Origin of the sequence: Marinobacterium stanieri, from assembly GCF_900155945.1 — a bacterium.
Taxonomy (GTDB): Bacteria; Pseudomonadota; Gammaproteobacteria; order Pseudomonadales; family Balneatricaceae; genus Marinobacterium; species Marinobacterium stanieri.
In genome coordinates this window covers 223,592-249,352 of the sequence record NZ_FTMN01000007.1, presented here as the reverse complement: position 1 = coordinate 249,352, position 25,761 = coordinate 223,592, and the positions used below count along the sequence as shown (strand labels likewise).

Below are 25,761 nucleotides of genomic sequence, written 5' to 3'. Positions count from 1 at the left end.
CTGAAAGCGAATTTGGGTGCTGGGTGCTTGGCAGGTATTAGCGCAGGTGTTGGCGCAGGAGTGGGGTGGTTGAGCGGGTAACGAAAAACTGCCTGATCCCGGTGTGCTGTCACTCCGGGTCAGGCAGTTTGGCAAGCCTGGCTCAGCCTTAGCTGGCTTTACGCGTCTTGCGGGTTTTCTTCAGCGCTTCTTTCTGGGCTGCCACAGCGGCTTTGGCATTGGCCTTGAACTGAGCGGCTTCCAGCTGGTGCTTGTTCAGCAGCTTGTAGAAGTCGGTGCGGTTACGCTGGGCGATGCGGGAGGCGTGAGTCACGTTCCCTTCAGTGATCTGCAGCACCTTGATCAGGTAACGACGTTCAAAGTCGGCACGGGCCTCATTGAACGAGGGGATAACCCTTTCCTGATTGGCCAACGCCTTGGATACCAGACCTTCCGGAATGATAGGTGAGGGGCTCAGTGCGACCACCTGCTCCATCACGTTTTCCAGCTGGCGTACGTTGCCCGGCCAGGCGGCCTGAGCCAGCAGGTGCAGTGCGCCCGGAGAAATGCCTTTGACCTTGCGGTTGTGCTTCTGCGAAGCTAGCGTCAGGAAGTGGCGTGCCAGCAGCGGAATGTCTTCGGGACGTTCGCGCAACGGCGGCAGTTCCAGATTAACCACGTTGAGGCGGTAGTAGAGATCCTCGCGGAACTCCTGGCTCAGCATGGCGGTTTCAAGATCACGGTGTGTTGCCGAGATGACGCGCACATCAATCGCAACCGATTCGGTAGAACCAACCGGACGAATAACACGCTCCTGGAGTGCACGCAGCAGCTTCACCTGGAGGGCCAGCGGCATGTCGCCGATCTCGTCCAGGAACAGGGTGCCGCCCTGGGCCGCACGGAACAGGCCGGAGTGCTGGTTGATGGCACCGGTGAACGCACCCTTGGTATGACCGAAGAGTTCGGACTCCAGCAGTTGCTCGGGCAGGGCGCCGCAGTTGATCGCTACGAACGGCTGGTCGGCACGCGCACTTGCCTTATGAATGGCACGAGCTACCAGTTCTTTACCGCTGCCGCTGGGGCCGGTAATCAGTACGCTGACATCAGATGCTGCTACACGGTGAGCCTGGTCGAGAACCTGCTCCATCGGGCCGCTGTGGCTGATGATGCCTTCGCGCCAGCTGTGATCCAGACTGCGCTGAGAGCTGTTCAGAGCTGCGCGGACGGTATCCAGCAAATGCTGCTTGTCGATCGGCTTGGACAGGAAGCCGAACACGCCCTTTTGGGTCGCTTCGACGGCCTCGGGGATAGAACCGTGTGCGGTAATGATGATCACCGGCAAATCAGGCTGTTCCTGCTGGATGCGAGTGAAAAGAGTGAGACCATCCATGCCGTCCATTTTCAGGTCGGTCAACACCAGGTCGTAATGCTGCTGGCGTACCTGGCCAATAGCCTCTTCACCGCTTTCGGCGCAATCGACCGTGTAGCCGGAGGCCTCAAGGCGCATCTCCAGCAACTTCAGCAGAGCGGTATCATCATCAACCAGAAGGATGTGGGGGGTTGATGTCATCTGTCAGTGCTCCTCACGCTGTTGCGTTATCTGTCGTTCCAAATCTGTCAGGGCATCGACCTGACGTTCAAGTTCCATTTTCTGCTGCTCCAGATCGCGGATCTGTTGCAGTGACTCCAACTGCAGATTGAGCTGATGCTGGCGGTTAGCCAGGTACTGCTCGGCGGCGCACAAATCACTGGGATCAGGTGAAATGCTGGCCAGCAGCTTGGTGGCACGCTCCAGTTGTGCCTGCGACTGTCCGGGACTACTCAGAAGTAGCGCATGAAGTGCGCTAAGCTGTCGTCTTTCAGCGTCTCCCAAAAGCGCCTGCCTGTCACTAATTGTAGACGAAATAAAACGATGTTCATATTTTATCCATTCACTCAACTGACCGGTATCAAAACGGCAATGGCTGAGTGCTGGTGTTTTGACAGGCTCGCTGGTGCTTTTGATAGGCAACAGAGGGCTCTGGCAACCAGCCAACAGTACTAAGGGAATGAATAACAGGGGCAAGCGTTGCATTGCTCAGGGCTCCAGGCTCGGCAGTTCCATAGTGAAGACGACCCAACGATCATGATTCTGGCTGATTTCCAGGTTGGCGTTGAGTGTCTGGCAGGCTTGAGCAGCAATGCTCAGTCCGATACCTGACCCCTTGAGCGGTCCCTTGCGTTTGTTCTGGCCCTGATAAAAGGGTTCGAACAGTCGCGATAAATCCTGTTCCGGGATGAGAGGCCCGGTGTTGCCGACAGCCAGTTTCAGCTTACCTTCATCCAGGCTGCCTTTAATCTCGATGCGTCCTTCTTCGTCCGCATAGTGTACCGCGTTGGATATCAGATTGCTGAGAATGCGTTGCAACATCTGAGAATCCGTAAACCAGTGGTCAACATTATTAAGACCAATGCTCACCTGTAACTGTTTTTGTTCAATTTGCAGCCTGTGCGGTGCCAGCAGACGTTCCAGCATCGGCTGCAGGGAAATCTTGTCGCGCTGCAGGCTGCTGGGTTGTTGCAGGCGGTTGTAATCCAGCAACTGCTCAATCAGTGATTGCAGGCTAATGCTGTTTTGTTGCAAAAGACTGACAATCTCATGTTGTTTTGCATTGAGTGGGCCGGCCAGCTCTTCGGACAACAGGTCAGCACCTTCGCGCAAGGTTGTCAGAGGTGTTTTCAGCTCATGAGAGATATGACGCAGAAAGCGTACCTTGTCTTCTTCCAAAGCTTGAAGGCGCTCGGCCAGCCAGTTGAGCTGACGGTTTACTTCCACCAGCTCTTCAGGTCCTTTAAGCAGGGGCTTGGGATTGCGCTCACCTTCACCCAGGCTGCGAATACGGCGGATCAATTGCTGTACAGGGCGGTTGATACGCCCGCTGAAAAAGAGAATCAGAATGGCGGTTGCCAATACCAGTGCCATCGCCTGCCAGCCGCTTTTGCGCTGTTCTTCCAGGGTTTGGGCTTCCAGCACAGTGAGGCGGGCATCGAAGTGCTGGTCAAGCTGCACGCTGAGCTGCTGGGTTTCGGTAATCAACTGCTCCAGCAGTTCGGGGTCGAACCGTGGTGGTTCTTCTTCCAAAGAGCGCTGGCTCAGAGTCTTCAGGTGTTCGCTCAGTGTGGCTGACTGCTGCTGCGGCAAGCTCGGCAGGGCACTGCCGTTCAGCAGGGTCTCGAAGGTATCGATCTGGCTCAGCAGGCGCTCACGCAGCTCAATACGGTTAACAATGTCGTACTGGCGGGCGGAACGGACAATATCTTCAGCCTGTGTCAGCAGTTGCTCGGTCTGGCGACGGCTTTGCTGCATTTCGCGCGCGAGGGTGCGGGCGCGTTCGGACTGGTCAACCAGGGCATTGCCCGACTGGTACATGAGCACGGCCAAGGGCACAACTGCCAGCACAAAGGCAAACAGGGTCAGCTGCTTCAATGAATGTGTGTGCCAAGGCAGGGAAGACATGTGCCGCGAGTGGTATTCCAGTTACCGGCTGGCGCGAAGGCGTCAGCATCAAGGGACAGTACTGTAGATCTGGGTGGATGAATACCAGATGAACCGAGACTGAACCCTGCCAAGTCTTTGAATATCAGGGAGTCAGCTTGTTTTACTCAAGCCTGAAGCCGATCCGCAAAACCACCTGGAAATGGGCAATATGTCCATCTTCAATGTGCCCGCGCATCTCCTTCACCTCGTACCAGTTGATATGTTCAATGGTCTCGGCAGCCTTTGCAACGGCTTTGCGAATGGCGTCGTCATGACTTTCGGTGGAAGAGCCTGCGATCTCAATCAGTTTGTATACGTGGTCAGACATGGCTTGCTCCTTCTCAATGGTTGCATTCAGTGTAGAACAGGTTTTTATGTCTGAATGTTTGGCTGCCAGGCAAAAGGGGAGACATAATAATAAGACTGATGGAACTGCAGGGTAGCGAGCATGGTAGGTCGAAATTGGGTTGTAGCGGCATTGGCGGCTCCACTCATGATGTTGAGCGGGTGTCAGACGACAACGCTGAAACCCGGTGCACAGGATCAAATGCTGCGCGGCACGTTGATTGCAACTGGAGAAAAATACTGGTTTGAAAGCTGCCTGGGCGGTGAGCGCCAGCCGGTTCTGGCAATGACGGACGCGCTTAAGGCCAGTCATGAGCGTCAAAGCCTGGGGGATGAATGGCCGGTCTATGTTGAAAGCCTGGGGCGCCAGGAAGCAGAGGGCGTCATGTTGACCCAGGGCTTTCTGGCAGGCGGGACTCAGCGTGCCTGCCGTTTCGACTTGCCGGATGTGGAGTTGCGTGCAGTCTCGGCCGACGAACAGGTGGTGTTTGATCTCACCGAGCGGCACATTCGCGTTCAGTTTATTGACCGTCTGCTAATGCTTGCATTTGAGCGCCCTGAAGTGGAAATCGAGGGCGAGGTCCGCCGTTGGGAGCAGTCGATGCAGGGCAGTGGTGAAAGCCAGAATACCTTACTGCTTGAAGTGCGCCCTGAAGCCTGCACCGGTAAACGTGGCGACTGGTATGGCCTGAGTATGGAAGCCGAGTTGAATAACCGCTATTTCAGCGGCTGTGCCCGTTTGGGTGATTTTGTGCACTGGCCCCTGCGCCAGCGTTATCAGACACCCGACAGTGTGCAGACCCGTCGCATCGACTTGAGCCTGATGGCTGATGGTCAGCTGCATTGGCGTGAGGATTACATGAACGACCAGCCGTTACTGGAGCATGAAGGGCGCTGGCGCCGGTTGTCACCCAGCCTGGTGCAGGTGGTGCTGGACGGTCAGGGCGCGTCGGACGCTGGCATGGTATTCAGGGTTGCAGACGATGGAGCCCTCAAGCTTGAGGGCTTTCATCCGGCCTACGGGCGGGAGCTGGAGTTTGAATCCAGTGCGGGCCTGTTGAGATTTAATTCCGGTGAGCTGGACTGGTGGCAATAGGCATCAATCCAGCAGACTGTCCCGAGCAGCATTAATCTGAGCGGCCAGGTAAGCGCTGCCTTCTCGGTCAGGGTGTACCTTCTGCATCAAACGCCGGTGGGCGGCCAGTATCTCTTCCCGGTTGGCACCGGGCTTCAAGCCAAGCACGTCCAGAGCCTCTTCGCGGCTCATGCGATTTGCGTTAGAAGTATTCTTGCCGGAGTGCTTGCCAGAACGCTGTTGGCCCTGTGGCCTTTTTCTCTGTTGTGACTGCCACCAGCGGGCCAGGCCCGGCAAAAAGCGTAACAACAGCGGCAACAGCTGCTTAAGGAAGGGCAGGGTCAAGGCAATAAGTGCGCCCAGCCAGTGCATTCGACCTGTGATGGCCAGTGCCAGCAGGCCAATCACCAGAAACAGTAGCACCAGTTTCCAGCTGGCGCTGCGGCGCTGTTCCGGTGGCTGCTTCTGCCACCAGTACCAACTGCCCAGCGCAATGACTGCGAAGAGTACCAATCCCAAAGGGTGCATCATGTCTCCCGTTGCCGCGGCATCTGCGGTTCAGGAACACCCTTAGTTTAGCCATCCGTGCCGATATAGCGCTCGCGCTTGCGGGGCTTCACCTTGTGGGTGTCCACCAGAACCAGTCCGTCGATACAATAATTGAAGTCGGCATCCACACCGAAGTCGAGGAATGAGACCCCGCCGGGCTCGCAGAGTTCACTGTACTGCTTGTACAGCGTGGGGACCGATACCCCCAGAAAATCGAGCTGCTGGCGCAGGCGGCTGAAGTCTTCACGGTAGTCGTTGCCGGTAAAAACGGACTCTACCACGGCTTCAGCATCGGCATCGAGCTGGTAGGGGCTGAACGAACGCGCACGTGCTTCATGGTCAGGGAAGTAGTGGCGGTAAAACCATACCAGCAGGTCGCGGGCACGTTTCGGGTAACTGTGACTCAGGCTGACCGGCCCGAACATGTAGCGCACATCCGGGTGGCGGCGCAGATAGGCACCTATACCGTACCAGAGGTAATCCAGCGAACGCTTGCCCCAGTATCGTGGCTGCACAAAGCTGCGGCCCAGCTCTATACCCTGCGCAAAGACCTCCTGCATGGAGTCGTTATAGCTGAACAGGGATTCACTGTAGAGCGGCTGATCCGGTGTTTTGACACGGACATGACCCTCACCGATACGGTAGGCACCGGCAATTTCCAGATCTTCTTCATCCCATAAAATCAGGTGGCGGTAATACTGGTCGTAGCGATCCAGATCACGTTTCTCGCCGGTGCCTTCGCCTACGGTGCGGAAGGCTTCTTCGCGCAGACGGCCAATTTCACGCATGACTACAGAGTCGGAGCGGTAGTTGAACAGGTAGATCTTCTTGCCGTCATTGGTCTCGCCCAGCAGTTCTGCCTGTTTCAGCTCTTTTTTCAAAGCCTTGCGGTCCTGCGGGTGAGCAATGGTCTTTTCGGTGATAAACAGCGGCTGCTTGTTGCGGGCAATGCGATACAGGTGCTTTTTCAGCAATTTTGCCTTGTCACGGTTGGATACCGGCAGGGCATCCAGCTGGCTGAAAGCGATGGGTTCTCCGACACGCACGGGCAGGGTGACGGAGCGCTTGTTAAACATTTCGTGTGCCAGCATCAATGTCGATGCAGACTTGTTCAGATAGGAAAGCCCATAGAACAGGGATGAGTTGCGCCCGCCCAGGTAGACCGGCAGGATTGGCGCATTGGCCTTGCGCGCGAAATGCAGGAAGCCACTGTTCCACTTGCCGTCACGAATGCCTGTGAGGCCCGCACGAGACACTTCCCCGGCCGGGAATACCACCACTGCTTCGTCGTTTTGCAGGGCATCTACGATACGAGCGATGTTCTGCTTGCGTGTGCCTTTACCCAGATTATCGACCGGCAAAAACAGGTTCTGCAGGGCATCAAAGTTCATCAGCAGGTCATTGGCGACAATGCGTACATCGCGTCGCACTTCACCCACCAGCTTCAGCAAGGCCAGGCCATCCAGCGCGCCCAGTGGGTGGTTGGCGATAATCACCACACGCCCGCTGGAGGGGATATTCATCTGTTCCTTGTGGCTGATGGAATAGCTGAAATTGAAGTAGTCGAGAACGGCGTCGATGAACTCGAAGCCCTGAATGCCCTGATGGGTATCCAGAAAACGGTTGATCTCGTCTTCGCGAACCAGACGGCGAAGGCAAAACAGTGTCGAGCGTTTAACGGGAGCAGGCTTTTGTGCGAAGGCGGGGTATTTGTTGACCAGTACCTGTTCTACATTGATCTGCATGTTCAGTCACCTCTTTCACTTGCCGCTCTACACTATGGCGAACAGGTGACACCGAGGTGACTGGCAGGTGACTGCTCTGTGACAGCGGGATTAACTGTCTCTGTTTTTCATCCAGGGATCCTGTTCATCCTTGCGCCGGCCACGGTTCTGCCTGCGGTCGCTTTTGCCGGGCTCAAAGCGAATGTCTTCGCGGCGGTCGGGTGTCTGGCGGCGGTCCGGATTTTTGCGTCGTTCGCGCCCTGTCCATTGTTCTTGTTCTGACATCGGCTTGCTCCTGCGCGTGATTCATGCGTGAATAGCGGGCTCAGACGTACAGTGTAAACCAATGAAATCAGAAGACCCCGCTTTTACAGCCCCGACCCTGCGCAAAATCATTCACCTGGACTGCGACTGTTTTTTTGCCGCTGTCGAAATGCTGGAGCATCCGGAGTGGCGTGATATCCCCCTGGCTGTTGGCGGCTCCGCCAGTCGCCGAGGTGTAATCTCCACCTGCAACTATCCCGCCCGCGAGTTTGGCATTCATTCCGCCATGCCCAGTGCCCGTGCGCTGCAGCTGTGTCCGCAGCTCAAGCTGGTATCCGGCAATATGGCACGCTATCGCGAAGTGGCTGAGCAGATCTTTGCCATCTACCGGCGCTTCACCGGTCTTATCGAGCCGGTGTCGATTGACGAAGCCTACCTTGATGTCAGCGATACGGGCGCCCTTGGGGGCAGTGCAACGCACATTGCTGAAGAGATTCGAACCCAGGTGAAGCAGGAAACCGGTATCACCGTTTCCGCCGGCGTGGCGCAGAACAAGTTTTTGGCCAAGGTGGCCAGTGACTGGAACAAGCCGGATGGGCTCTGTGTGATTGCACCTGCGCAGCAGGCCGAGTTTGTGTCGCAACTGCCGGTGAAGAAGATACCGGGTGTGGGGCCGCGTACGCAGGAAAAATTGATGGGGCTGGGCGTAGGGACCTGTGCCGAGTTGCAGTCATTGTCACTGATTGAGCTGAAGAACCACTTTGGCAAATTTGGCGAACGGCTATGGCAGTTGGCGCGGGGTGAAGATGAACGCGAAGTCAGAACCCACCGTGAACGCAAGTCGGTGAGTGTGGAGCACACCTTCAGCCAGGACCTGCCGGATCTGGAACACTGCATGGATCAGCTGGAAAAGCTGATGGATGATCTTGAAGGGCGGTATGAGCGCCATCGCGAATCACGGCAGATTCTGGGCGCGGTGGTAAAGGTGAAGTTCAACGATTTCACGCAGACCACGGCAGAGTGCCGAGTGGATGGGCCGGATCTGGTGATCTTTGCCAGCCTGCTGGAAGAGGCCTGGATGCGAAAGCGCAGCGCCGTGCGTTTGATCGGCGTGGGTTATCGCCTGGGGGCAAAGGAAGAAAACGCGGAAGCCGAGCAGCTCCCGCTGTTTTGATCAGGCCTTGCGCTGCAACGGCTGACCTTCGAACTTGATACCGTCCCAACCGGTGACCATGAAGTTACGGATGTTGCCATGGTCGCTGCCATCCGGGGTGTTCAGGACATCGCGATAGAAGCGACCGAAACAGGCCAGCGTCTGTGCCTGATCCAGCTGCAGCAGTTGACCCAGTGCGAAGATCTTGCAGGAGCCTTCGTTCTGACCGGCGTCATTGGCGACTTCACCGTTGCTGAACGCGCAGGGGGTGTAATCGAAATATTCACTGATTACGGCCTGGGTATCTTCAAAATCCAGGCTGTCATCCTGTCCGATGCGGCTGGCAAATTCTTCTGGTGTCATCGCTGTATCCTCTGAACGATCTGATGTGGCAATCTGCAAAGCGGGGCATTATGCCGTCACCGGGTCGCTTTGCACAGAGCCAGTCCCCAGCTCTTACTCGACGATATCGGCGCTGCTGATTTCCACTTCATGCCCCGGGCCGGCATTAAACATCACGCTGTATTCCCCCTTGGGCTTGTCGAACTCGAATTCGCTGTATTCATTCATGCTGCCTTCCATTAACGCGTTGCCATTGGCGTCCAGCACACTGACTTCAATGCCTGACGCTGAGGAACCATCCGAAAAGCCACCTTCGCACAAAACCGTACCGTCGCCGTTGTCATAGCAGGCGCAGAGTGGGGTGTGAGCCAGGGCTTGGCTGCTGCCCATGATTGCTGTCAGGGTTAGTGCTGTCAGGCCGTATTTGATTCGCCGCATGTTGCCAGTCCTTATGATCGGTTGTCGCAGGGTATTGAAAGCCATGTGATATCTATGAGAATGAATATCGTTATATCCTTGATTAAACAATATAGCATCACTATTATTTGCGTATCAATCTCATCTAGTAGACCTCTACGGAACACCTCTCAGAAGGCAGCCCTATGGAACAGCTCTTTCGCACGCTTAATGATCTCAAGCCGGGCCAGCGTGCCTGTATTCGCCGGCATCGTTCTGAGGGAGGGGTAAGGCAGCGCCTGCTTGACCTGGGGCTGATGCCCGGCGTCGAGGTAACACTGGTGCGCAGCGCACCGCTCAATGACCCGGTTGAGCTCAAGGTTGAAGCCAGCAGCATTTCATTGCGTAGAAAAGAAGCCGGTACGATCGAGATCCATCATGATGAGTAAAGCCAATATCTCGGTTGCACTGGCCGGACAGCAGAATGCCGGCAAGTCCACGCTATTCAATATGCTGACCGGTGCACGTCAGCATGTGGCCAACTACCCCGGAGTAACCGTCGATAAAAAATACGGCGCCTACCGGGATGAACAGGGCAGCGTTGAGACCATCGACCTGCCGGGCACCTACAGTCTCACGTCGTTTTCATTGGAGGAGCGTGTAGCGCGTGATTACCTGCTGACGGATAAACCGGATGTGGTCGTCAACGTGGTGGATGCTTCCAATCTGCGTCGATCATTGCATCTCACGCTTCAGCTTATGGAGATGGAGCTGCCCACGGTGCTGGCGGTCAACATGATGGATATCGCCAGAGGGCGGGGCCTGAACATTGATGTTGAGCAGCTCGGTCTGCGCCTTGGCTTTCCCGCCGTGGCGACCGTGGGGCGCAAGGGAGAGGGCAAGGCTGAGTTGCGCCGGGCAATACGGGGTTCTGTGGGTGGCAAACTGCCGCACAGGCTGCTGGATTATGCTGAGCTGGAAGCGGATCTGGATGCACTTGCGTCGGTGTTAAAGCCGTTGGAAGCCCTCCAGCAGATACCTGCTCGTTGGCTGGCGTTGAAATTGCTGGAACAGGATAGTGCTGCAGAGGTGTTGGTGCAGCAAAAGCTTGGGGCCGAGCAGGCTGAGGCGCTGATTGCCCAGGCGCGACAACGTGCCCAGGCCTTTCAATCAGCCCGGCAGCTGGATGTAACCGACCATGTGGTGGCCTGTCGTGAACGCAAGGTGCGCTCGCTGCTGCAAGGTGTTATCAGTGGCCATGACTCCGAGCGCCCGACACTGACGGATCGTATCGACAGGGTCGTATTGAACCGCTGGGGCGCACCGCTGTTTCTCATTGCCACCGTATTTCTGATCTACCAGATCGCCATTGTCTGGGGGTACGAGCTCACTGCCTATACCTGGCCGTTTTTGGCGGGCTTTCGCGAGGTGGTTGCCGGGTTGCTGCCCGAGGCAGGGTTTCTGGTTGACCCTTACACTCGCTCGCTCGGGCTCTGGCTGGTGGATTCAGCCAACACGCTCCTCAACTATGTGCCGATCTTTATCATCCTGTTTGCCCTGATCGCCATTCTTGAAGATTCCGGCTACATGGCCAGGATTGCGTTTATTCTCGACAAAATCCTGCACCGTTTCGGCATGCACGGTCAGAGTACCCTGCCGCTGATACTGGGCGGCGTGTTTGCCGGTGGTTGCGCCGTTCCCGGTGTTATGGCCACCAAGGGAATACCGGATAACCGCGCTCGTATGGCCACGATTCTGACGGTGCCGTTCATGAACTGCCTGGCCAAGGTGCCGCTGTACACCCTGTTGCTGGGTATTTTCTTTGTTGAGCATAAATCCCTGATGATGTTCTACATCGCCACCATGACCATTATTTTTGCGCTGCTGGTATCCAAGCTTCTGACCAAAACCATCCTGCGCAAACAGGAGACCGCTCCTTTTGTCATGGAGTTGCCGGCCTACCATATGCCCACAGCAACCGGCGTGGCCCAGCGTTCGTTCGAGCGTACCTGGGTGTACATCAAGAAGGTGGGGTCCATTGTTGTGGCCGTTGCCGTGGTGGTGTTTACCCTGTTGCAGTTCCCGGGGCTGCCGGATGAGCGCAAGGCATACTATGAGGCCGGTGGTCAGGCGGCGGTGGCAGCCTTCCAGCAAGACATTGCCGGTAACCCTTACGCATCGGTAGCCCGCAGCGAGAACCTGGTCCCCTTGTTGAACTATTTCAATGACTTCAAGCGCGCGAAGTTGAACGCGACCGGTGCTGAGGCTTCACGTGCCGTGAATGTGGACTTCCAGCAGCGCAATGCGGATTTTTATCCTTTTGTGCGTGCACCCAAGGGTGACCGAGACGCGCGCAATGCAGGCCGGGCGTTGAAGAAGCTGGCATTGGCGAGCAAGTCATTGCGTCGTGAAATGAAAGAGGAACGCATCACCAATTCGCTGCTGGGTGGAATAGGGCGCAGCCTTGAGCCGATTACCCAGTTCGCCGGGTTTGACTGGAAGATCAATGTGGCCCTGTTGTCCTCTTTCGCCGCACGTGAAAGCAGTGTGGCCACACTGGGTGTGCTGTTCCAGCAGGATGATGACCAGAATGCCACTCTGGAAAACCGCATGGGCGCAGAAACCATGGCAGGAGGTGCCACCTCGCTGCTGGCGGTGTCCATGATTCTGTTTTTTGCACTCTACCCGCCATGCCTGGCCACCACGGTGATGGTAAAAGTGCAGACAGGTTCCTACAAATGGATGCTGTTCTCCATCGTATTCCCGACTATTCTCGGTCTTGGCGTATCCAGTCTGGTGTTCAGTATCGGCACGGCAGTGGGCGCCACAGGCATCCAGGCAATGAGCGCCGTGTATATCGGTGCACTGGCATTGTTGCTGTTGATCGGCATCAGGGACGGGGAGAAACAGGCGGGCTTTGATCCAGCGTTGGCGGCAAGGGAGTTAAAAGGATGAATGAGTCCAATACAGAACAGCTGAGCGTTGATAGCGGCATGGTCGTGAGCGCAGACCAGCCCTTTTCCATGGTGGATGTGGGCGTCGTACTGGTCGTTGTGGCCGTGGCCGTTTACTACCTGTATCGCAAGCTCTGGCGCAACAAAGGCGCCTGCTCCTCCTGCAGTAACAAGAAGGGCAGTTGCCAGGTAAAACCGGATGCCGCATCAGCTTGCACGCAGCCCATTGAGGTTGTAGAGCTGCGCGGAGGGCAGGTTACCAAGTAGTACGATGCAGAAGGGGTAATCAGGTGTTTTGGGCTCTATTCAGAGCCCAGCGGACGCCACTGCTCGGGTTTGATATCCAGCTGTAGCAGACGCTGGACCAGTTCGCTGTTTGGGGCTGTTTCCCCCAATGCCTTGCAGCGACGAATCACCGCGCCGCTGATATCGTCCAGCTCCAGCGGACGGCCTTTTTCACGGTCAACCAGCATGGAAGTCTTGATGGCATCAAAGTTACTGATCAGTGCAAACATCTCGTCCACGTCGGCCTGGGTCAGTTCAACCTCATCGGCACGGGCGGCGACAGCTGTTTCCTGCATCATTGCATAGACGGTTTGGCCCAGTGTCGGATCGGCGGTGAGGCTGCGGGTATCCAGGCCGGTAAGGGCGCTGAGCGGGTTCACGCCATTGTTGATCAGCAGCTTCTTCCATAATTCATAACGGATATTGTCCGTCAGGCGGGTCGGTATCTGGGCGTCATTCAGCACCTTGGCCAGTTGTTCCAGAGCCGGGTCCGTCTCGTTTTCATTGGGCCAGCGCCCCATAACCACCTGCGCGGGGCCTTTGGCTTCAATATGGCCAGGTGCAATGATATGGCCACCAATGCGAACGGCCAGCCCACCCAGAGTGCGGCTGGTGCCGAGGGTGTCAGCGATCAGAGGTTCATTATCGACACCGTTCTGCAAGGAGAGTACAGGCGTATCGGCTTCCTTGAGCCAGGGCGCTGCCGTTTCCAGCCAGTCACGGGTAGCACCGGATTTCAGCGCCAGCATGATCAGGTCGTAATCACTACAGGTGTGCTCGGACATCACCGCTTGCATGGCGCGAGCGTCGACAGCAGCGTTAAATTCGAGGGCTTCGTGCTCAACCTTCAGCCCCTGGGATTGCATCGCTTCCAGATGAGCGCCGCGTGCAACAAAGGTCACCTGATGGCCGGCTTCGATCAGCCGGGCGCCGTAGTAACAGCCGATACCACCGGCTCCGATAATGAGAAACTTCATCCTGTATCTCCATTCAGCAGGAAGCTGTTTTTAACCCAAATCCGGCGAAAATTAAACCGGGCAGGGTGGGCGTGCGTATATCCATTAATACAATCGGGAAGCGATGGATGGATACGACATGAAAATCCTGTTGAGTGATGTCAAAAAGCAGTACGGCCTGATCGAGAAACTGTTATTACGGGCCTTCGAAAGCAGCATGTATCTGGTTCAGGTACAGATGAAACAGGGCACAGAACTGCTCAATGTCTGCGATGACAAGGGCGATATCCTGCGTTTTCACAGCCAGCTGGATGCCAAGCTGCCCTTCAAGGGCCTGGGTATTCAGAACACGGTGTTGGTGCACGAAAGCCCCTACAACGAGATGATCGGCATGCCATCAGGTGAAAAGCCCGAGCCGCTGCAGGTGAAGCTCGCCAACCCGGATGATGATTATTCCTGAGCCTTCGTACCCTGCTAAAGCTGCCGGAATAAAGCGGCAGCCAGCACGCCGGCGGCAATCGCCGGCAAGGGCTTCTTCACGACCAGCATCATGATAGCCGAGGTCAGCAGCGCAAAGCGGGCACCGTTATCGCCCGCGACAGCCATGGGGGTGATCAACGCGACCAGCACCGAGCCGGACATGGCGTTAATGAACTGTTTTACCCGATAGCTGATCGGTACGTACGACATTACGAACACACCGCCCCAGCGCGTTGCCAGTGTCACCAGTGCCATCGCAATCACGATGGCGACGGAGCCCAGTCCTGCTGTTTCAATGCTCATCGCCAGACTCCATCCAGAATGCGCCCAGAATGCCGCCGGCCAGCGCACCCACAATAACGTGGCTATTCTCTGGCAGGTACCAGTAAGCAAACAGGGATGAGCCTGCGGCAACAACCCAGATCACCAGCATGCGCAGATTCTTCTCGCCGCCCACCACCATGGCCAGCAGAAAACATCCCATCACCATATCCAGACCCAGGCTTTTCGGGTCTTGAATGGCACTGCCGAAATAAATACCCAGCCAGGTACCCAATATCCAGAACGACCAGAGCGCCAGGCCGCCGCCAAACAACAAACCCAGGCCCGGTTTGCCACGGCTGAACGCCTGCATGGACATGGCCCAGTTGGCATCGGATGCGACCATCATCACGGCGTATCGCTTACCCGTCGAAAGGTGCTGCAGCCAGGGGTAAAGGGTGGCCCCCATCAGCAGGTGGCGGGCATTGATGGCAAATACCGTCAGCAATACCGTTAACAGCGGAACCTGAGCGCCCCAGAGTTCGAGGGCGGCAAACTGGGATGCACCGGCAAACACCAGCGTGCTCATGGCTACCGTAAGGGGTTCGCTCAGTCCGGTTTGGGTGGCCGCCAGTCCGAAGGCGATACCAAAGGCGACAACAAACAGGGAGATGGGCACCAGTTGCTTGAAACCGTCCCAGACAAGTTGGCGGTCGAAGTGATGCAGCTCTGGGCGGGGGCTGGCCATGCTGGTCTCCATGGGTGAGTGATGCTGAAGCTTAAACGCTGTGAGGCGGTATCGGCTTGTACACAATTGCACTATCGTTATTCGAACGAACGATAATACCGATTACACAATTATGCGCAACGGGGTCTAGGGCATCAGCTCACTAAACATCTGTCTGTGGCTTAGGTCATGGTGAAATCTGCTAAAAGCCTGCATAATTAACAGGTTAATCAGTTGTTCGCTTGACGAAAACAGGTCTTTTTTCGAGCCATTCAGCACCTGCTGCCTGGCCCTTAACCGGGACTCCTATGTCTTTGATCGATGCAGATAGCCAGGTCCTTGAGTGTACGCGGGTGTATCTGGCACTGTTTTTCACCTTCGTGGCGGCGTTTTATACCGCCCGCATTCTGTTCCTGAAGCAACGTGAACAGCGGGACTTTGTGTTCCCCGGCAACGCCTGCAGCGGCACCTGGTGGAATCATCTGGCGTTTCGCGTGTTCCGGGTACTGATTTGGGGTGTCTGCGTCTTTCGTGTTCCGTTTCCGGGCCTTGATACGGCCCTGGTGATGTTGCCGGGCCTGCAGTCTGCCGCGGTTATCGGCACGGGTGTGGTGCTGCTCAGTCTGAGTTTTGCCTATGTGCTCGTTGTTCACTTCAGCATGCATATGAGCTGGCGCTCCGGTATCGACCCGGGCGGCCCTGCAACGCTCATGACCGGCGGTTTCTACAAGTATTCCCGCAACCCCATGTTTCTGGGTGTGTCGCTGGCGCAGCTGGGTTTCTTTCTTGCCCTGCCATCGCTGTTTTCATTGCTGTGTCTGTGTATTGGACAAGTGTTTTTACATCGACAGATACGTTCAGAAGAGCGCCACCTCGCACAGCTGTTCCCGGATACTTATCCGGCCTATTGCCGCAAGGTTGGGCGCTGGCTGACGCTGCGACCGGGCTCTGCGCACTGATCCCATGCTGAAAACCATCCTCTGGACGTTAGCCGTTGGTGCTGTTGGTGGGGTAGTGGCCAGCATGATCGGCTTGCCTTCACCCTGGTTGCTGGGCGCCATGCTGAGTGTGCTTGCCACACATGGGCTGCGCCTGCCCGTGCACATGCCGGGCAAAACCACCTCCCTGATAGCACTGTTTATGGGCGTCTCCATCGCCTCCAGTATCGAGCCCGATTTCTTTGATCACTTGGTTGAATGGCGCCCAGCGGTATTGCTGCTTTGTGTAATGCTGACGCTGTTGTTGGGGCTGTTGTACCTGTTTTATCACCGTCGTTGTGGCTGGAGTCGCAGCGATGCCTTGCTCTGCTCGGTGCCCGGCAACCTGGCCGTGGTGCTGATTTTCGCTTCCGAAGCCGGGCTGGACCCCAAGCGCATTGCGTTGGTACACAGTGTCCGTCTGTTTTTTCTGGTCTCGGCCTTGCCGTTGCTATTCCCCATTGTGGATCGCCCCGAAACGGATATGGCGGCAGGTGTCGCTTACCTGGACCTGCTCATCGTGTTCCTGTTGGCCGCGATGGCCGGCTGGGGCGCAAGCCGGCTGAAAGTACCCGCCGGTATGCTGGTGGGCGGTATGCTGGCTGCACTGGTGATGAAACTGGGATTTGGGTTCGAGATCAGCATCCCGCCGGACTGGTTCCGAGTGGTGCTGGTCATATTGGGAACCGCTATTGCGGTGCGTATGACCAAGCTGGATCTGGCGCTATTGAAGAAAACCCTTAAGGGGGCGACCGGGGGCCTTGCACTATCCCTGCTGATTTGCGGAGCCTTTTCCGCGTTGCTTCATTTCGGTTTTGATGTGCCGCTGCTACAGGCTGTTTTGGCCTATATGCCGGGCGGGCTGGAAGTCATGATCGCCATTGCGTTCAGTACGGATGTGGACCCGCTGTTTGTCGCAACACATCAGCTATTACGGGTGTTGATCATGTGCTTTGCGTTGCCGGTGTTGTTCGGTTTGCTGAACAGGAAAAGCTCCTCCGTTTAAGGCTTCCCCTGTCCTTCAGCGGGGCTTGTTAGCCTATACAACACCCACCGACAGATCATCGATGACCTGTCTTACGGTTTTAAGGGTTGGCTCGAGTTGCTCAAAATCGATGGAGCCTAACGCCATACGAATGGCATTGGGAATATGCGTAGTCGTGGCAAAGGGCTCTGCTGTCGCAACGGCGACCTGACGGCTCAGCAAGGCGGAAACGACTTGTTCTGCTCGCACGTCTTCAGGCAACTGAAGCCAAAGAAAGGACGAAGCTTCATGGCTGATGCAGTGCCAATCATGAAAGATGTTGCTTGCAAGGGTTTGCCTGGCGAGTGCGTCTTTTCGCTTGGCCTGTTCCAGCTCGGCAAGGGTTCCGTCTTCAATCCAGCGGCACACAAGTGCCGTCATCAATGCAGGGGTATTCCAGGTTGTTGCACGGATAATACGTTCAAGCTTCGGAATCCAGTGCTTTGGAGACACGATGTAGCCAACCCTCAAACCTGTCGCTACATTCTTTGAAAATCCAGAAACATACAGGGTGCGCTCTGGCGCGAGTGCAGCCAAAGGCGGCGGTGGCTCTGCTGCATGAAAGGCATAGGCCGCGTCTTCAATGATGATGAGTTCGTGCTTCCGTGCAATATCGATCAGCCGGCGACGTTGCTCAAGACTCAGCACCCAGCCCAGAGGGTTATGCAGCGTTGGCATGGCATGGAGTGCTCGGACCTTGCGCTGCTTACACAGAGCTTCCATTTCATCCAGATTGGGACCCGACTCCGTCAGCGAAACCGGGAGAATTTCCAGTTTGTGCATCTCGGCGACAGCCCTGAAGCCCGGATATATCAGCGCGTCGGCCAAAACTGCATCACCGGGGTTCAGCAGTGCCAGAATGCTGGTGGCTAATCCTTGTTGAGCCCCGCATGTAATGACAACCTGTTCGGCTTCTGTGCTCAGCCCTCTCGATTCCAAATACTGTGCTACCAGCGCACGCTCATGATGGCGACCTGCATGTGGTTGATAATGCAATAAGGCTTCAAAATCACCGGATGCTGCCAGGTTACGCAATCCTTCCCTTAGCATGTCGGCTTGGCCCGGCAGGGCAGGCGAGTTGAAGTTCAAATCCTGAGTATCTGCCGGGTTAGGGGCTTGATCTATACCATGGCCCCTTGGAACGCTGGTTTCTCTAACAAAGGTGCCGCGTCCTTTTTCGCCACTGACCAGTCCCATGGTCTCCAGCTCGGCATAGACTCTTGAAGCGGTGACCAGCGCCAAACCGTATTGCTGTGCGAGTTTACGATGGGTCGGTAACCGGGTGCCGGGTGGTAAGGCCCCGGAGCGTATCTCCTCTGAAAAGCGATCAACAAGGCTTTTGTAACGGGCACGGGGCATGAGGATTGTATCCATGACAATAATTTTATTGTCATGATTTTAGGCCTTAGGCTGAGCTCCTCACAATCGATACAGAGGCTGAGCAACATGCATGTTTCAATTCTGACCTTCGAAGGTTTTAACGAACTCGATTCGTTTATCGCTTTGGGTATTCTCAATCGTATGAAAGACAAAGATTGGCGTATTTCAATCGCTTCGCCCACAAAGCAGGTTACGTCGATGAATGGCGTGGTTATTGAGTCCCACCTCTCGTTGCCGGAAGCCTGCCAAACAGACGCGATCCTGATCGGCAGCGGGATTCGAACCCGCGAGGTCATTAAGGATGCCTCCATCATGTCTCAGCTCACCGTTGACCCCAATCGGCAGTTACTGGGAGCACAGTGCTCAGGCTCATTGCTGCTGGCGCAATTGGGGCTGCTTGAATCTTCTTCGGTATGCAGCGACCTGACGACCAGGCCCTGGTTGTTGGATAAAGGGATAGACGTGTTGGATCAACCCATCTATGCCGATAAGAACGTAGCCAGCGCAGGCGGCTGTATGGCCTCTCAATACCTGGCGGCCTGGGTGATTGCACGTTTGGATGGTATCGAGGCGGCTGCGCAGGCTCTGCACTACGTCGCACCGGTGGGTGAGAAAGAAGAGTATGTTGCTCGTGCCATGAACTGGATTGAGCCTTGTTTGAATGGATGAGGCTGGTGAGAGGGGGGCAAGTGGCGGGTAGCCGTTTCATGGCTGTGCTCATGTGTTACTGGTATCACACGGCAAAATCGTTCAGTATCGAAGGTCTATGGACCGGCCGTTACTGGATAACGCACACGGCAAATCAGCAAAACGCGCATGCTTTTTTTCAATGGAAGAGAATGGCTGTGATTCCTCGATTTATACCTGCTCTTCAAATAGTTAGAACGGCTCTGTCCAGCATTGGGGTGAGAGCAAAGGCGCGAATGCTCAAAATGAATTTAGGATTAAAAATGAAGCTTCGATTTATCTGCCTGGTTTCTTTCTTTTTTATGCATGCTGCGAATGCAACCATTATCAGTGAGTATGCTGTCAGCAGACCAGATGGATCAGATATAGATTACTACCTGGCACATCAGGTTATTGAATCGGAAAGCGATACGCTTTTACTCATTCTTCAAGGTTCTGACTGCAATAGTGTTTTACATATAGATTCAATACTTACCGATTATAAAAATGTGTGGCCGCAAGCTGATATCCTGCTGATCGAAAAATATGGTATCAACAAGAAGTTGAACTATAGCGCCAATGCTGAGCGAGCAGACTGTCCTGAAAAATATATACAGCACGACAGCCCACAGCAGCGTGTGGAAGATATTAAGCGCGTACTGAATAATGTACGAGCAGATGATAAATACTCTAACCTTATAGTACTTGGTGGTAGTGAAGGAGCTGTCGCAGCCAACTTGGCTTCTGCTCAAATTGACGGTATCAGTGCAACGGTTTCTTTCAATGGGGGAGGTCGAAAATTTATTGACGATGTCGTACACAGTATTAAAAAAAGCGCGTCTAGTGTAGCTGAAGCCGAAGCGAGCATTGCGGGGTTTAAAGCGTTTTCAACTCATATCATTAATCATAATTCAAAGGATATTGAGGTAAGTGGGCATGGCTACAAATGGTGGAATCAAATGCTATCCATTGATCAGTTGGAGGTACTCAACAATGTGAATACGCCTTTGCTGGTTGTTCAGGGAGGTAGAGATTTATCTGTTTCGCCCCAAAAAGTTGATGAGATGATATTCGACCTTAAAGAATCGGGAAAAGGTAATATCGATTATCTCCGGTACGAAAATCTTGATCATGTTTTTGATAGTCCTGATGGAACAAACATGCGAAAAGAGATAACTATTGATATAAATACCTGGCTTAAGTCAAAAATTGATAACCCTTGGTAAATCAATCCAGCGAGGCTCAGGCTTGTCGGTAAAATAAGGTGCCATGTATATCGAAACGGGAGGTTCCTTGAATCCTGAAGTAAAGGCTAAATTTTCAACATATCCTGATGAGGCGAAGGAGCAGCTTGAGGCTGTGCGTCAACTCATTCTTGCAGTTGCGAGAGAGAAGGAGTTGGGACCAGTTGAAGAAACGCTCAAGTGGGGTGAGGCCAGCTATCTTGTGAAAGGCGGCACTCCGATTCGAATGGACTGGAAGCTAAAAGATCCAAATGCCATAAAAGTATATTTCCATTGCCAGACTAAATTGATTGAAACCATCAAGGAGGTCTATAGGGATGAATTCAAGTATGAAGGTAATCGGGCAATGATTATTCCTCTGGACGCTCCCCTCAAAGAAGGGATACTGGGCCATTGCCTCCAAATGGCACTGCAGTACCATAGTCTAAAACATCTTCCTTTGCTGGGGGCTTGAGATAAAAATATGTGACAGCACATATTGAGTTTGCGGCCTTTGCTCGGCTGTTATTGGCGAGAGTACTGCTTCCTTAGGCCGGCCTCCTGCAGTCTGACTGTGATGGACGGAGAAGTTCAGCCCATAGCAGCTTCGCTTATGGAGAAGATCATTGCAGACATTAGCTGGCCTTTCCTTGTTTCACAACGCAAGCTCTCCACAAAAAAAGCACAGGAGTAACCATGTCAATTTCAAACATTAACAGCGTGATTGCGGTTGTACCGGTTAGGGATCAAGAAGCAGCCGTCGGGTGGTACAAAACGCTGCTTGCAAGGGATGCAGATATCGTTCCGGTGGAAGGTGTAGCTGAGTGGCAGCTTGCTGAAAACGCATGGCTTCAAGTAACAGCTGACCCAGGGCGCGCAGGTAGCTCAACAGTCATCATTGGCGTCGATGACATCAATGCGCAGTGCAACGCCTGCACGGCAGCTAACGTGTCACATGGCGAAGTTATAGAGTACCCAGGCATTATCAAAATGATTGAGGTGACTGATCTGGACGGAAACAAAGTTGCATTTGTCCAAAACATTTCCAATGAGACTCAATCGTTAGAGTAACGTCGTTTGGTAGCCAGCGGGACTATTGTGGAAAGGGCTAACATCGAAAACTTGCTCGGACACCGCCGAGCAAAATCTGGTGCTCTGGTGGCTTTGACACGTGCCGAAGCAGCAGGTAGCTCCTTCGCTCACAGAGCAGACGTTCTAACCGGATCTAATTTTTCAATACTTCATCAAAGCTTAAAAAACAGTTCTCTTATATAACAATTGAGACACTAAAACCAAGCCTTTTCAATTTCATTTGCAGGGATAGGCTTGGAAAAATAAAACCCTTGAAGGCGATTAATACCAAGCTTTTTACATATTTCAAGCTGAAGTTCTGTTTCAACACCTTCAGCAACTGTTTCATAATCCATTGAATGGGCAAAGTTAGTAACTGCTTTAAGCAATTTTGCCTGCTCTTCTCTCTCTATGCTCATTATAAACTTTTTATCAATCTTAAGAATGTCAAAAGGAAAGTCATCAAGGTGTGATAGGGAGGAGTATCCAGTCCCAAAATCATCAAGAGCAAGTTTTATACCAGACGCTGAAAGTGCATTAAGCATATCTAAAGCAACCAGGCTACTTTCCAAACTACTTTCAGTTAACTCGATTTCAAGCCTAGACGCTGGTATATTATAATTATCAATGCACTGCTGAAGGTATTCAACTAAACCTTTATCTCGAAGTTGCTTTGCGGAAATATTTACTGCTATAGAAAAAACAATATCCATATCAGGATAAGAGCGCACCCATGTGCTAAATTGCTCACAGGCTGAGTCCAAAACCCAACGCCCAATACTATTTATAAGATCGCACTCTTCTGCAATTGAAATAAATTGATCTGGTGGGACCAATCCTAATTGAGGATGATTCCATCTTATCAAAGCCTCAACACCTGCAAGCGAATGATCATTGGTATTTATTTGAGGTTGATAATATAAAACAAGTTCATTATTTTGAATTGCGTTTTTCAAATCGCGCTCAAGATTAATTCTACTTTCAATTTTTTCATGAAAGTCTCTTGAGTAGTACTGTACCTGATTTCGACCATTCTCCTTTGCTCGGTACATGGCAACATCAGCAGATTTCATTAGCTCAACTGCTGTCGTGCCGCACTCAGGATACGTAGCTACACCGATACTTGCAGATATATCAACGGGCTGCCCTTCAATAAAAGTAGGTTCAGAAAAATTGGAGAATATTTTTTCTACAAGCAGTCGTATCTGATAAGGCTCGGCAATTTGATTGGCCAGTATTGCAAATTCGTCACCTCCCAAGCGTGATAATCTATCTCCTTTCCTGATGGATTTTTCTAACCGTTTAGCTACAGCAAGCAAATAATTATCACCAGCCAAGTGACCCATAGTATCATTAATGCTTTTGAAATTATCCAGGTCTATAAATATAAGTGCTAACGTTTTATTTGAACGCTCGGCTTGCGGAATCGCATCTTTTAATGATTCATCAAAAAAGTAACGATTACTTAAGCCTGTAAGTGAGTCTTGCTCAGCCAGCCTCCTTAATTCGTTGTGACCTTCAAGTACCTTTTCTTCAAGAAAATGTCGTTCTGAAGAAATAAGGAGAGCCCTTTTTAACCTAAGGGCTGTAACTTCACTTTTCATAATAAAGTCTTGTGCACCGGCCTCGATACACCTTAAGGCTAGTTCGTCATCATTGCTATGGCTTAACATTACGATAGCAGTGGAAAAATCAGAGCTTCCTCTGAGTTCACGCAGTACTTCTATACCATTCGTTGGTGGCAGCTTATAATCTAATAGAATCATATCGTATCTTTTTTCAACAGCCATACGGATGCCTTCATCTCCAGTTCCAGCTTGATGAATAGCCCCAATGGGTAATTCTGACTGTTGTAAAATTCTAGTAGTTGAAATCCTATCAACTGCATCATCATCTATAATTAAAACGTTCATTTCGATACTACTCTTTAGATTATCTTGGAAGCTCAACCAGAACCCAGTAGGTATTCAAAAAAGAGAGCAATTTATTGAAGTCCTGGCTTAGAGAGGACTTTACAATATAACCAGCAATATTCTTTTTATAAGCCCTTGTTATTTCTTCATCATTTCTTGAGGTGGTTAGAACAAAGACTACAGCATCACTGATTGTGTCATCTTCCCTAAGGTGCTCTAGCATTTCTAAACCTCCCATTCGAGGCATATTCAGGTCAAGAAGAATGACAAACGGCTTTTTGACAGCACCCAATCGAAGCATTTCCAAGGCTTCAACACCGTCCTTTGCACGCTCAATAGGATTTAGAAGATTCATCTTTCTCATCGAACGTTCAATCCCTATGGCGTCAACATCATCATCCTCAATGAGAAAGATAGTAATTTCTTTATAATTGTTGTTACCCACTATATGATCCTCTTGATTTCATCATCTAATGGCCATGTAAAAGTGAACAAACACCCACTGCCGTCTTCTGATGAAATTTCATAATCAGAACCATACCGATCCAATATTTTTTTTATAATTGATAACCCTAAACCACTGCCTTCAACTTCGTCTCTAGGCTTTAAGGTATGAAATAAATCGAATACACGGCGTCGGTGCTCAACTGGAATGCCTGGTCCATTATCTGTAAATGAGAAAAGATAATAATCATCCAGTTTTTGTATTTTGATATGAATTTTGCAAATTTTTTTATCGTTATGCTTAAACGAGTTGGATATTAAGTTCCTGATTATTTGTTCAAGAGGTGTGATCATGGTGGTGATTTCTTTTATGTTGCAATCTAGTGTAAAAGAAACATCATCCCTTGGATTAAATAAATCAAAAATCTCGTTTACTTTTGATTTTATATCAACCTTTTGTAAAGATCCCTCTTTTCTTCCTATTCTTGAGTATTCCAGTAAGTCATCCAGCAACGATTCTAATCGCTGAACACGATTTTTTAAAAGGAAGAAAAAATTCTCGGTATCACTTGTTAAATAGCCTTTCGTATCCTCCTCGATCCAACCAACTAACTGTGATATGCCTCTTAGTGGAGCTTTCAAGTCATGCGATGCTACAAATGCAAATTGATCAAGCTCACTATTGGCTTCTTCAAGCTCCAGGTTTCGTCGTTGAAGGTTATGTTGTACATCCTCCAGGTCTTTATGCTTATTTTTAAGCTCGCGAGTCACTATATTTGCGTATTCAATAGCTCTTTTATTTGATCGAGACAATATAAGAAAAATGAGAAATAGTAGGCCATCTATAAGAATACCGCCAATTAGAATCATTGTTGGCTGGCTGCTACCAAACTGCTCACGGAATAAAAGTGATGTTTGTACTTGAAATTCCCAGTTCCTACCATATATATCCATTTCAACTGTTTTCGAAAAAACGGGAGATTGATCAAAGCTTTCTGATTTAATGTTTAGTTCAGAATATAACTTTGTATCCCCGTCAAATATATCGAAATGAATAAGCCTGTTTTCATTATACAATACCCCATCCATTAAGTTACTCATAATGAATGGCGCATAAACCAAACCTAGAAACCCGCTATCATCTCCATATTCTAACGGTACTCTATTATTGCTGAACCATGGCACATAAAAAAGAAATCCAGGTGTTTGCTTCGAGTCCTGCACCAATGTTATTGGCCCTGTTATCTGAGCTTCTTTCCTATCTCTTGATCTTTGAGCAGCCGTATATCTGTTTTTTTCATGAGCCATATCTAAACCAACCGCTTTGGCATTATTTGACTGGGGCTCAATATAACTGATTGGCCAGTATTCTTTATACTCGTGTGGAGGGTGTATTTTGTAAGCAGGAAGTTCTTTTCTCTGCCAAGCGAGATAGTTCTCAAGCTTGGCCGTAGGTACATAATGTATAACACCAACACCATTTATCCCAGGGTAGCGTTCTTCTACCTTCAGGCTTTCTGCAAACTCTTTCCAAGATGACCGGTCTGAAGGCTTACTCTGCATATGAAGTGCGGCTACACCAGCCCATAGCGCTTCTTCATATTTTTCCATCCGCTCACGAACAAGATTGATTATCTGGTTAGATTGAAACTCAAATCGTGCTTGTGTTTTTTGTTGCACTTGCTGGTCGGTAACATACCAAGCGCCGAATGTTAATATCAGTGAGAGTGCGAGTACGGCCCAGTGATACCAATGCAAAGAAACTTTAGACCACACTGACGGTGCCTTATCGTTTGAGATGTCATCACCCATATACCCACCAACTTTTTGTGTCTATTGTTGTTTTAACTCTTAATTGAGGTGAAGCAGATGTAAGGTTCTGAATTTTCTGAATTCAAGGGTTTGGATTTAATGAATTCCACCAATCTTGTAACCTATTATAATCCAAGGTTCAACTTGGAGAGCGATTGGTAATAGTTCTCTCACAAACTATCATAGTTAACCTTATGGGCATGGGCTGTGCCGTACTTTCATGTGGCGCTTTCTGACGCTATAG

The 25,761-nt window shown here is 52.1% G+C and carries 28 protein-coding genes; 12 read left to right on the top strand and 16 right to left on the bottom strand.

Translation table 11 applies throughout. The features are described from left to right. Positions 1-148: 148 nt before the first annotated feature. From BW956_RS15920 to BW956_RS15905, 4 genes are all read right to left on the bottom strand, one after another. Entirely contained in the window at positions 149-1,549 is a 1,401-nt protein-coding gene (locus tag BW956_RS15920) for a sigma 54-interacting transcriptional regulator (RefSeq protein WP_010322444.1), read from the bottom strand. A gap of 3 nt (positions 1,550-1,552) precedes the next feature. After that, positions 1,553-1,990, bottom strand: a complete 438-nt coding sequence (locus BW956_RS15915) for a hypothetical protein (protein ID WP_139327211.1) — start codon at positions 1,988-1,990, stop codon at positions 1,553-1,555. Positions 1,991-2,056: 66 nt separating this feature from the next. Then, on the bottom strand, positions 2,057-3,475 hold the full coding sequence (locus tag BW956_RS15910; protein WP_076464119.1) for a sensor histidine kinase: 1,419 nt from the start codon (positions 3,473-3,475) through the stop codon (positions 2,057-2,059). 142 nt (positions 3,476-3,617) lie between these two features. Further along, on the bottom strand, positions 3,618-3,824 hold the full coding sequence (locus BW956_RS15905; RefSeq protein ID WP_010322441.1) for a dodecin: 207 nt from the start codon (positions 3,822-3,824) through the stop codon (positions 3,618-3,620). A gap of 120 nt (positions 3,825-3,944) precedes the next feature. Here BW956_RS15905 and BW956_RS15900 point away from each other — a divergent pair, with 120 nt between their 5' ends. After that, positions 3,945-4,937, top strand: coding sequence for a hypothetical protein (locus tag BW956_RS15900; protein ID WP_139327210.1), 993 nt, complete (start codon positions 3,945-3,947; stop codon positions 4,935-4,937). Between the two features lie 3 nt (positions 4,938-4,940). Here BW956_RS15900 and BW956_RS15895 read toward each other — a convergent pair whose 3' ends face one another. The 3 genes from BW956_RS15895 to BW956_RS22490 all read right to left on the bottom strand — a co-directional run bounded on the left by BW956_RS15895 (position 4,941) and on the right by BW956_RS22490 (position 7,474). Continuing rightward, the gene (locus BW956_RS15895) at positions 4,941-5,444 is read right to left on the bottom strand and encodes a DnaJ domain-containing protein (RefSeq protein ID WP_010322439.1); all 504 of its coding nucleotides are present in this window, start codon (positions 5,442-5,444) and stop codon (positions 4,941-4,943) included. A 47-nt stretch (positions 5,445-5,491) separates the two neighbouring features. Further along, positions 5,492-7,210 carry a bifunctional ornithine lipid synthase OlsF gene (gene olsF / locus BW956_RS15890; RefSeq protein ID WP_076464113.1) on the bottom strand — a complete coding sequence of 573 codons (1,719 nt, stop codon included), beginning with the start codon at positions 7,208-7,210 and terminating at the stop codon, positions 5,492-5,494. 90 nt (positions 7,211-7,300) lie between these two features. Then, positions 7,301-7,474 carry a hypothetical protein gene (locus BW956_RS22490; RefSeq protein ID WP_175612031.1) on the bottom strand — a complete coding sequence of 58 codons (174 nt, stop codon included), beginning with the start codon at positions 7,472-7,474 and terminating at the stop codon, positions 7,301-7,303. Positions 7,475-7,535: 61 nt separating this feature from the next. Here BW956_RS22490 and dinB point away from each other — a divergent pair, with 61 nt between their 5' ends. Beyond that, entirely contained in the window at positions 7,536-8,627 is a 1,092-nt protein-coding gene (gene dinB, locus BW956_RS15885) for a DNA polymerase IV (RefSeq protein ID WP_175612030.1), read from the top strand. Here the strand turns inward: dinB and BW956_RS15880 are convergent, their stop codons facing one another. Next, on the bottom strand, positions 8,628-8,969 hold the full coding sequence (locus BW956_RS15880) for a HopJ type III effector protein (protein WP_076464110.1): 342 nt from the start codon (positions 8,967-8,969) through the stop codon (positions 8,628-8,630). 93 nt (positions 8,970-9,062) lie between these two features. Beyond that, entirely contained in the window at positions 9,063-9,386 is a 324-nt protein-coding gene (locus tag BW956_RS15875; protein ID WP_010322435.1) for a hypothetical protein, read from the bottom strand. A gap of 164 nt (positions 9,387-9,550) precedes the next feature. Here BW956_RS15875 and BW956_RS15870 point away from each other — a divergent pair, with 164 nt between their 5' ends. Genes BW956_RS15870 through BW956_RS15860 form a run of 3 tightly spaced genes read left to right on the top strand, consistent with a single transcriptional unit; the run spans position 9,551 to position 12,565 of the window. Then, on the top strand, positions 9,551-9,793 hold the full coding sequence (locus tag BW956_RS15870) for a FeoA family protein (RefSeq protein WP_010322434.1): 243 nt from the start codon (positions 9,551-9,553) through the stop codon (positions 9,791-9,793). Further along, the gene (gene feoB / locus BW956_RS15865; protein ID WP_076464108.1) at positions 9,783-12,299 is read left to right on the top strand and encodes a ferrous iron transport protein B; all 2,517 of its coding nucleotides are present in this window, start codon (positions 9,783-9,785) and stop codon (positions 12,297-12,299) included. The genes BW956_RS15870 and feoB overlap by 11 nt, the downstream gene beginning before the upstream one ends. After that, entirely contained in the window at positions 12,296-12,565 is a 270-nt protein-coding gene (locus BW956_RS15860; protein WP_076464105.1) for a FeoB-associated Cys-rich membrane protein, read from the top strand. The genes feoB and BW956_RS15860 overlap by 4 nt, the downstream gene beginning before the upstream one ends. Positions 12,566-12,600: 35 nt before the next feature. Here the strand turns inward: BW956_RS15860 and BW956_RS15855 are convergent, their stop codons facing one another. Next, complete coding sequence (locus BW956_RS15855; RefSeq protein ID WP_076464102.1) at positions 12,601-13,560, bottom strand: ketopantoate reductase family protein; 960 nt, start codon at positions 13,558-13,560, stop codon at positions 12,601-12,603. A gap of 118 nt (positions 13,561-13,678) precedes the next feature. Here BW956_RS15855 and BW956_RS15850 point away from each other — a divergent pair, with 118 nt between their 5' ends. After that, on the top strand, positions 13,679-13,999 hold the full coding sequence (locus tag BW956_RS15850) for a DUF6482 family protein (protein ID WP_076464099.1): 321 nt from the start codon (positions 13,679-13,681) through the stop codon (positions 13,997-13,999). Between the two features lie 14 nt (positions 14,000-14,013). On the opposite strand, the gene BW956_RS15845 is transcribed toward BW956_RS15850, so the two are convergent. Both BW956_RS15845 and BW956_RS15840 read right to left on the bottom strand, forming a co-directional pair. Then, positions 14,014-14,322 (bottom strand): AzlD family protein, encoded by a 309-nt coding sequence (locus BW956_RS15845; RefSeq protein ID WP_076464096.1) that lies wholly within the window; start codon positions 14,320-14,322, stop codon positions 14,014-14,016. Next, the gene (locus BW956_RS15840) at positions 14,312-15,028 is read right to left on the bottom strand and encodes an AzlC family ABC transporter permease (protein ID WP_076464093.1); all 717 of its coding nucleotides are present in this window, start codon (positions 15,026-15,028) and stop codon (positions 14,312-14,314) included. The genes BW956_RS15845 and BW956_RS15840 overlap by 11 nt, the downstream gene beginning before the upstream one ends. Positions 15,029-15,315: 287 nt before the next feature. On the opposite strand from BW956_RS15840, the gene BW956_RS15835 reads away from it, so the two are divergent. Together BW956_RS15835 and BW956_RS15830 are read left to right on the top strand one after the other, a co-directional pair. After that, entirely contained in the window at positions 15,316-15,966 is a 651-nt protein-coding gene (locus tag BW956_RS15835; protein WP_076464090.1) for a methyltransferase family protein, read from the top strand. 4 nt (positions 15,967-15,970) lie between these two features. Next, on the top strand, positions 15,971-16,990 hold the full coding sequence (locus BW956_RS15830; RefSeq protein ID WP_076464088.1) for an AbrB family transcriptional regulator: 1,020 nt from the start codon (positions 15,971-15,973) through the stop codon (positions 16,988-16,990). A gap of 33 nt (positions 16,991-17,023) precedes the next feature. On the opposite strand, the gene BW956_RS15825 is transcribed toward BW956_RS15830, so the two are convergent. Then, the gene (locus BW956_RS15825; RefSeq protein WP_244894381.1) at positions 17,024-18,382 is read right to left on the bottom strand and encodes an aminotransferase-like domain-containing protein; all 1,359 of its coding nucleotides are present in this window, start codon (positions 18,380-18,382) and stop codon (positions 17,024-17,026) included. A gap of 72 nt (positions 18,383-18,454) precedes the next feature. On the opposite strand from BW956_RS15825, the gene BW956_RS15820 reads away from it, so the two are divergent. The 4 genes from BW956_RS15820 (at position 18,455) to BW956_RS15805 (ending at position 21,348) form a co-directional block, all read left to right on the top strand. After that, entirely contained in the window at positions 18,455-19,057 is a 603-nt protein-coding gene (locus BW956_RS15820) for a DJ-1/PfpI family protein (RefSeq protein ID WP_076464083.1), read from the top strand. After that, the gene (locus tag BW956_RS15815; RefSeq protein ID WP_244894380.1) at positions 19,042-20,280 is read left to right on the top strand and encodes an alpha/beta hydrolase family protein; all 1,239 of its coding nucleotides are present in this window, start codon (positions 19,042-19,044) and stop codon (positions 20,278-20,280) included. Before BW956_RS15820 ends, BW956_RS15815 begins: the two co-directional genes overlap by 16 nt. Positions 20,281-20,347: 67 nt before the next feature. Next, positions 20,348-20,752 carry a DUF1801 domain-containing protein gene (locus tag BW956_RS15810; protein WP_175612029.1) on the top strand — a complete coding sequence of 135 codons (405 nt, stop codon included), beginning with the start codon at positions 20,348-20,350 and terminating at the stop codon, positions 20,750-20,752. Positions 20,753-20,973: 221 nt separating this feature from the next. After that, positions 20,974-21,348, top strand: a complete 375-nt coding sequence (locus BW956_RS15805) for a VOC family protein (protein WP_076464079.1) — start codon at positions 20,974-20,976, stop codon at positions 21,346-21,348. 215 nt (positions 21,349-21,563) lie between these two features. Here BW956_RS15805 and BW956_RS15800 read toward each other — a convergent pair whose 3' ends face one another. From BW956_RS15800 to BW956_RS15790, 3 genes are read right to left on the bottom strand one after another with little or no spacing between them, the layout of a single operon-like run. After that, the gene (locus BW956_RS15800; RefSeq protein ID WP_076464077.1) at positions 21,564-23,261 is read right to left on the bottom strand and encodes a putative bifunctional diguanylate cyclase/phosphodiesterase; all 1,698 of its coding nucleotides are present in this window, start codon (positions 23,259-23,261) and stop codon (positions 21,564-21,566) included. 19 nt (positions 23,262-23,280) lie between these two features. After that, a complete protein-coding gene (locus BW956_RS15795; RefSeq protein ID WP_083703111.1) occupies positions 23,281-23,706 on the bottom strand; it encodes a response regulator in 426 nt (141 codons plus the stop codon). Next, on the bottom strand, positions 23,706-25,517 hold the full coding sequence (locus tag BW956_RS15790) for a CHASE domain-containing protein (protein ID WP_076464073.1): 1,812 nt from the start codon (positions 25,515-25,517) through the stop codon (positions 23,706-23,708). Before BW956_RS15790 ends, BW956_RS15795 begins: the two co-directional genes overlap by 1 nt. Positions 25,518-25,761: the final 244 nt, after the last annotated feature.

Bases quoted from the DNA above. Each gene is read 5' to 3' on its own strand.
- BW956_RS15920 (WP_010322444.1), bottom strand. From the start codon at position 1,549: ATGACATCAACCCCCCACATCCTTCTGGTTGATGATGATACCGCTCTG.
- BW956_RS15910 (WP_076464119.1), bottom strand. From the start codon at position 3,475: ATGTCTTCCCTGCCTTGGCACACACATTCATTGAAGCAGCTGACCCTG.
- BW956_RS15905 (WP_010322441.1), bottom strand. From the start codon at position 3,824: ATGTCTGACCACGTATACAAACTGATTGAGATCGCAGGCTCTTCCACC.
- BW956_RS15900 (WP_139327210.1), top strand. From the start codon at position 3,945: ATGGTAGGTCGAAATTGGGTTGTAGCGGCATTGGCGGCTCCACTCATG.
- BW956_RS15895 (WP_010322439.1), bottom strand. From the start codon at position 5,444: ATGCACCCTTTGGGATTGGTACTCTTCGCAGTCATTGCGCTGGGCAGT.
- olsF (WP_076464113.1), bottom strand. From the start codon at position 7,210: ATGCAGATCAATGTAGAACAGGTACTGGTCAACAAATACCCCGCCTTC.
- BW956_RS22490 (WP_175612031.1), bottom strand. From the start codon at position 7,474: ATGTCAGAACAAGAACAATGGACAGGGCGCGAACGACGCAAAAATCCG.
- dinB (WP_175612030.1), top strand. From the start codon at position 7,536: ATGAAATCAGAAGACCCCGCTTTTACAGCCCCGACCCTGCGCAAAATC.
- BW956_RS15880 (WP_076464110.1), bottom strand. From the start codon at position 8,969: ATGACACCAGAAGAATTTGCCAGCCGCATCGGACAGGATGACAGCCTG.
- BW956_RS15875 (WP_010322435.1), bottom strand. From the start codon at position 9,386: ATGCGGCGAATCAAATACGGCCTGACAGCACTAACCCTGACAGCAATC.
- BW956_RS15870 (WP_010322434.1), top strand. From the start codon at position 9,551: ATGGAACAGCTCTTTCGCACGCTTAATGATCTCAAGCCGGGCCAGCGT.
- feoB (WP_076464108.1), top strand. From the start codon at position 9,783: ATGATGAGTAAAGCCAATATCTCGGTTGCACTGGCCGGACAGCAGAAT.
- BW956_RS15860 (WP_076464105.1), top strand. From the start codon at position 12,296: ATGAATGAGTCCAATACAGAACAGCTGAGCGTTGATAGCGGCATGGTC.
- BW956_RS15855 (WP_076464102.1), bottom strand. From the start codon at position 13,560: ATGAAGTTTCTCATTATCGGAGCCGGTGGTATCGGCTGTTACTACGGC.
- BW956_RS15850 (WP_076464099.1), top strand. From the start codon at position 13,679: ATGAAAATCCTGTTGAGTGATGTCAAAAAGCAGTACGGCCTGATCGAG.
- BW956_RS15845 (WP_076464096.1), bottom strand. From the start codon at position 14,322: ATGAGCATTGAAACAGCAGGACTGGGCTCCGTCGCCATCGTGATTGCG.
- BW956_RS15840 (WP_076464093.1), bottom strand. From the start codon at position 15,028: ATGGCCAGCCCCCGCCCAGAGCTGCATCACTTCGACCGCCAACTTGTC.
- BW956_RS15835 (WP_076464090.1), top strand. From the start codon at position 15,316: ATGTCTTTGATCGATGCAGATAGCCAGGTCCTTGAGTGTACGCGGGTG.
- BW956_RS15830 (WP_076464088.1), top strand. From the start codon at position 15,971: ATGCTGAAAACCATCCTCTGGACGTTAGCCGTTGGTGCTGTTGGTGGG.
- BW956_RS15825 (WP_244894381.1), bottom strand. From the start codon at position 18,382: ATGGATACAATCCTCATGCCCCGTGCCCGTTACAAAAGCCTTGTTGAT.
- BW956_RS15820 (WP_076464083.1), top strand. From the start codon at position 18,455: ATGCATGTTTCAATTCTGACCTTCGAAGGTTTTAACGAACTCGATTCG.
- BW956_RS15805 (WP_076464079.1), top strand. From the start codon at position 20,974: ATGTCAATTTCAAACATTAACAGCGTGATTGCGGTTGTACCGGTTAGG.
- BW956_RS15800 (WP_076464077.1), bottom strand. From the start codon at position 23,261: ATGAACGTTTTAATTATAGATGATGATGCAGTTGATAGGATTTCAACT.
- BW956_RS15790 (WP_076464073.1), bottom strand. From the start codon at position 25,517: ATGGGTGATGACATCTCAAACGATAAGGCACCGTCAGTGTGGTCTAAA.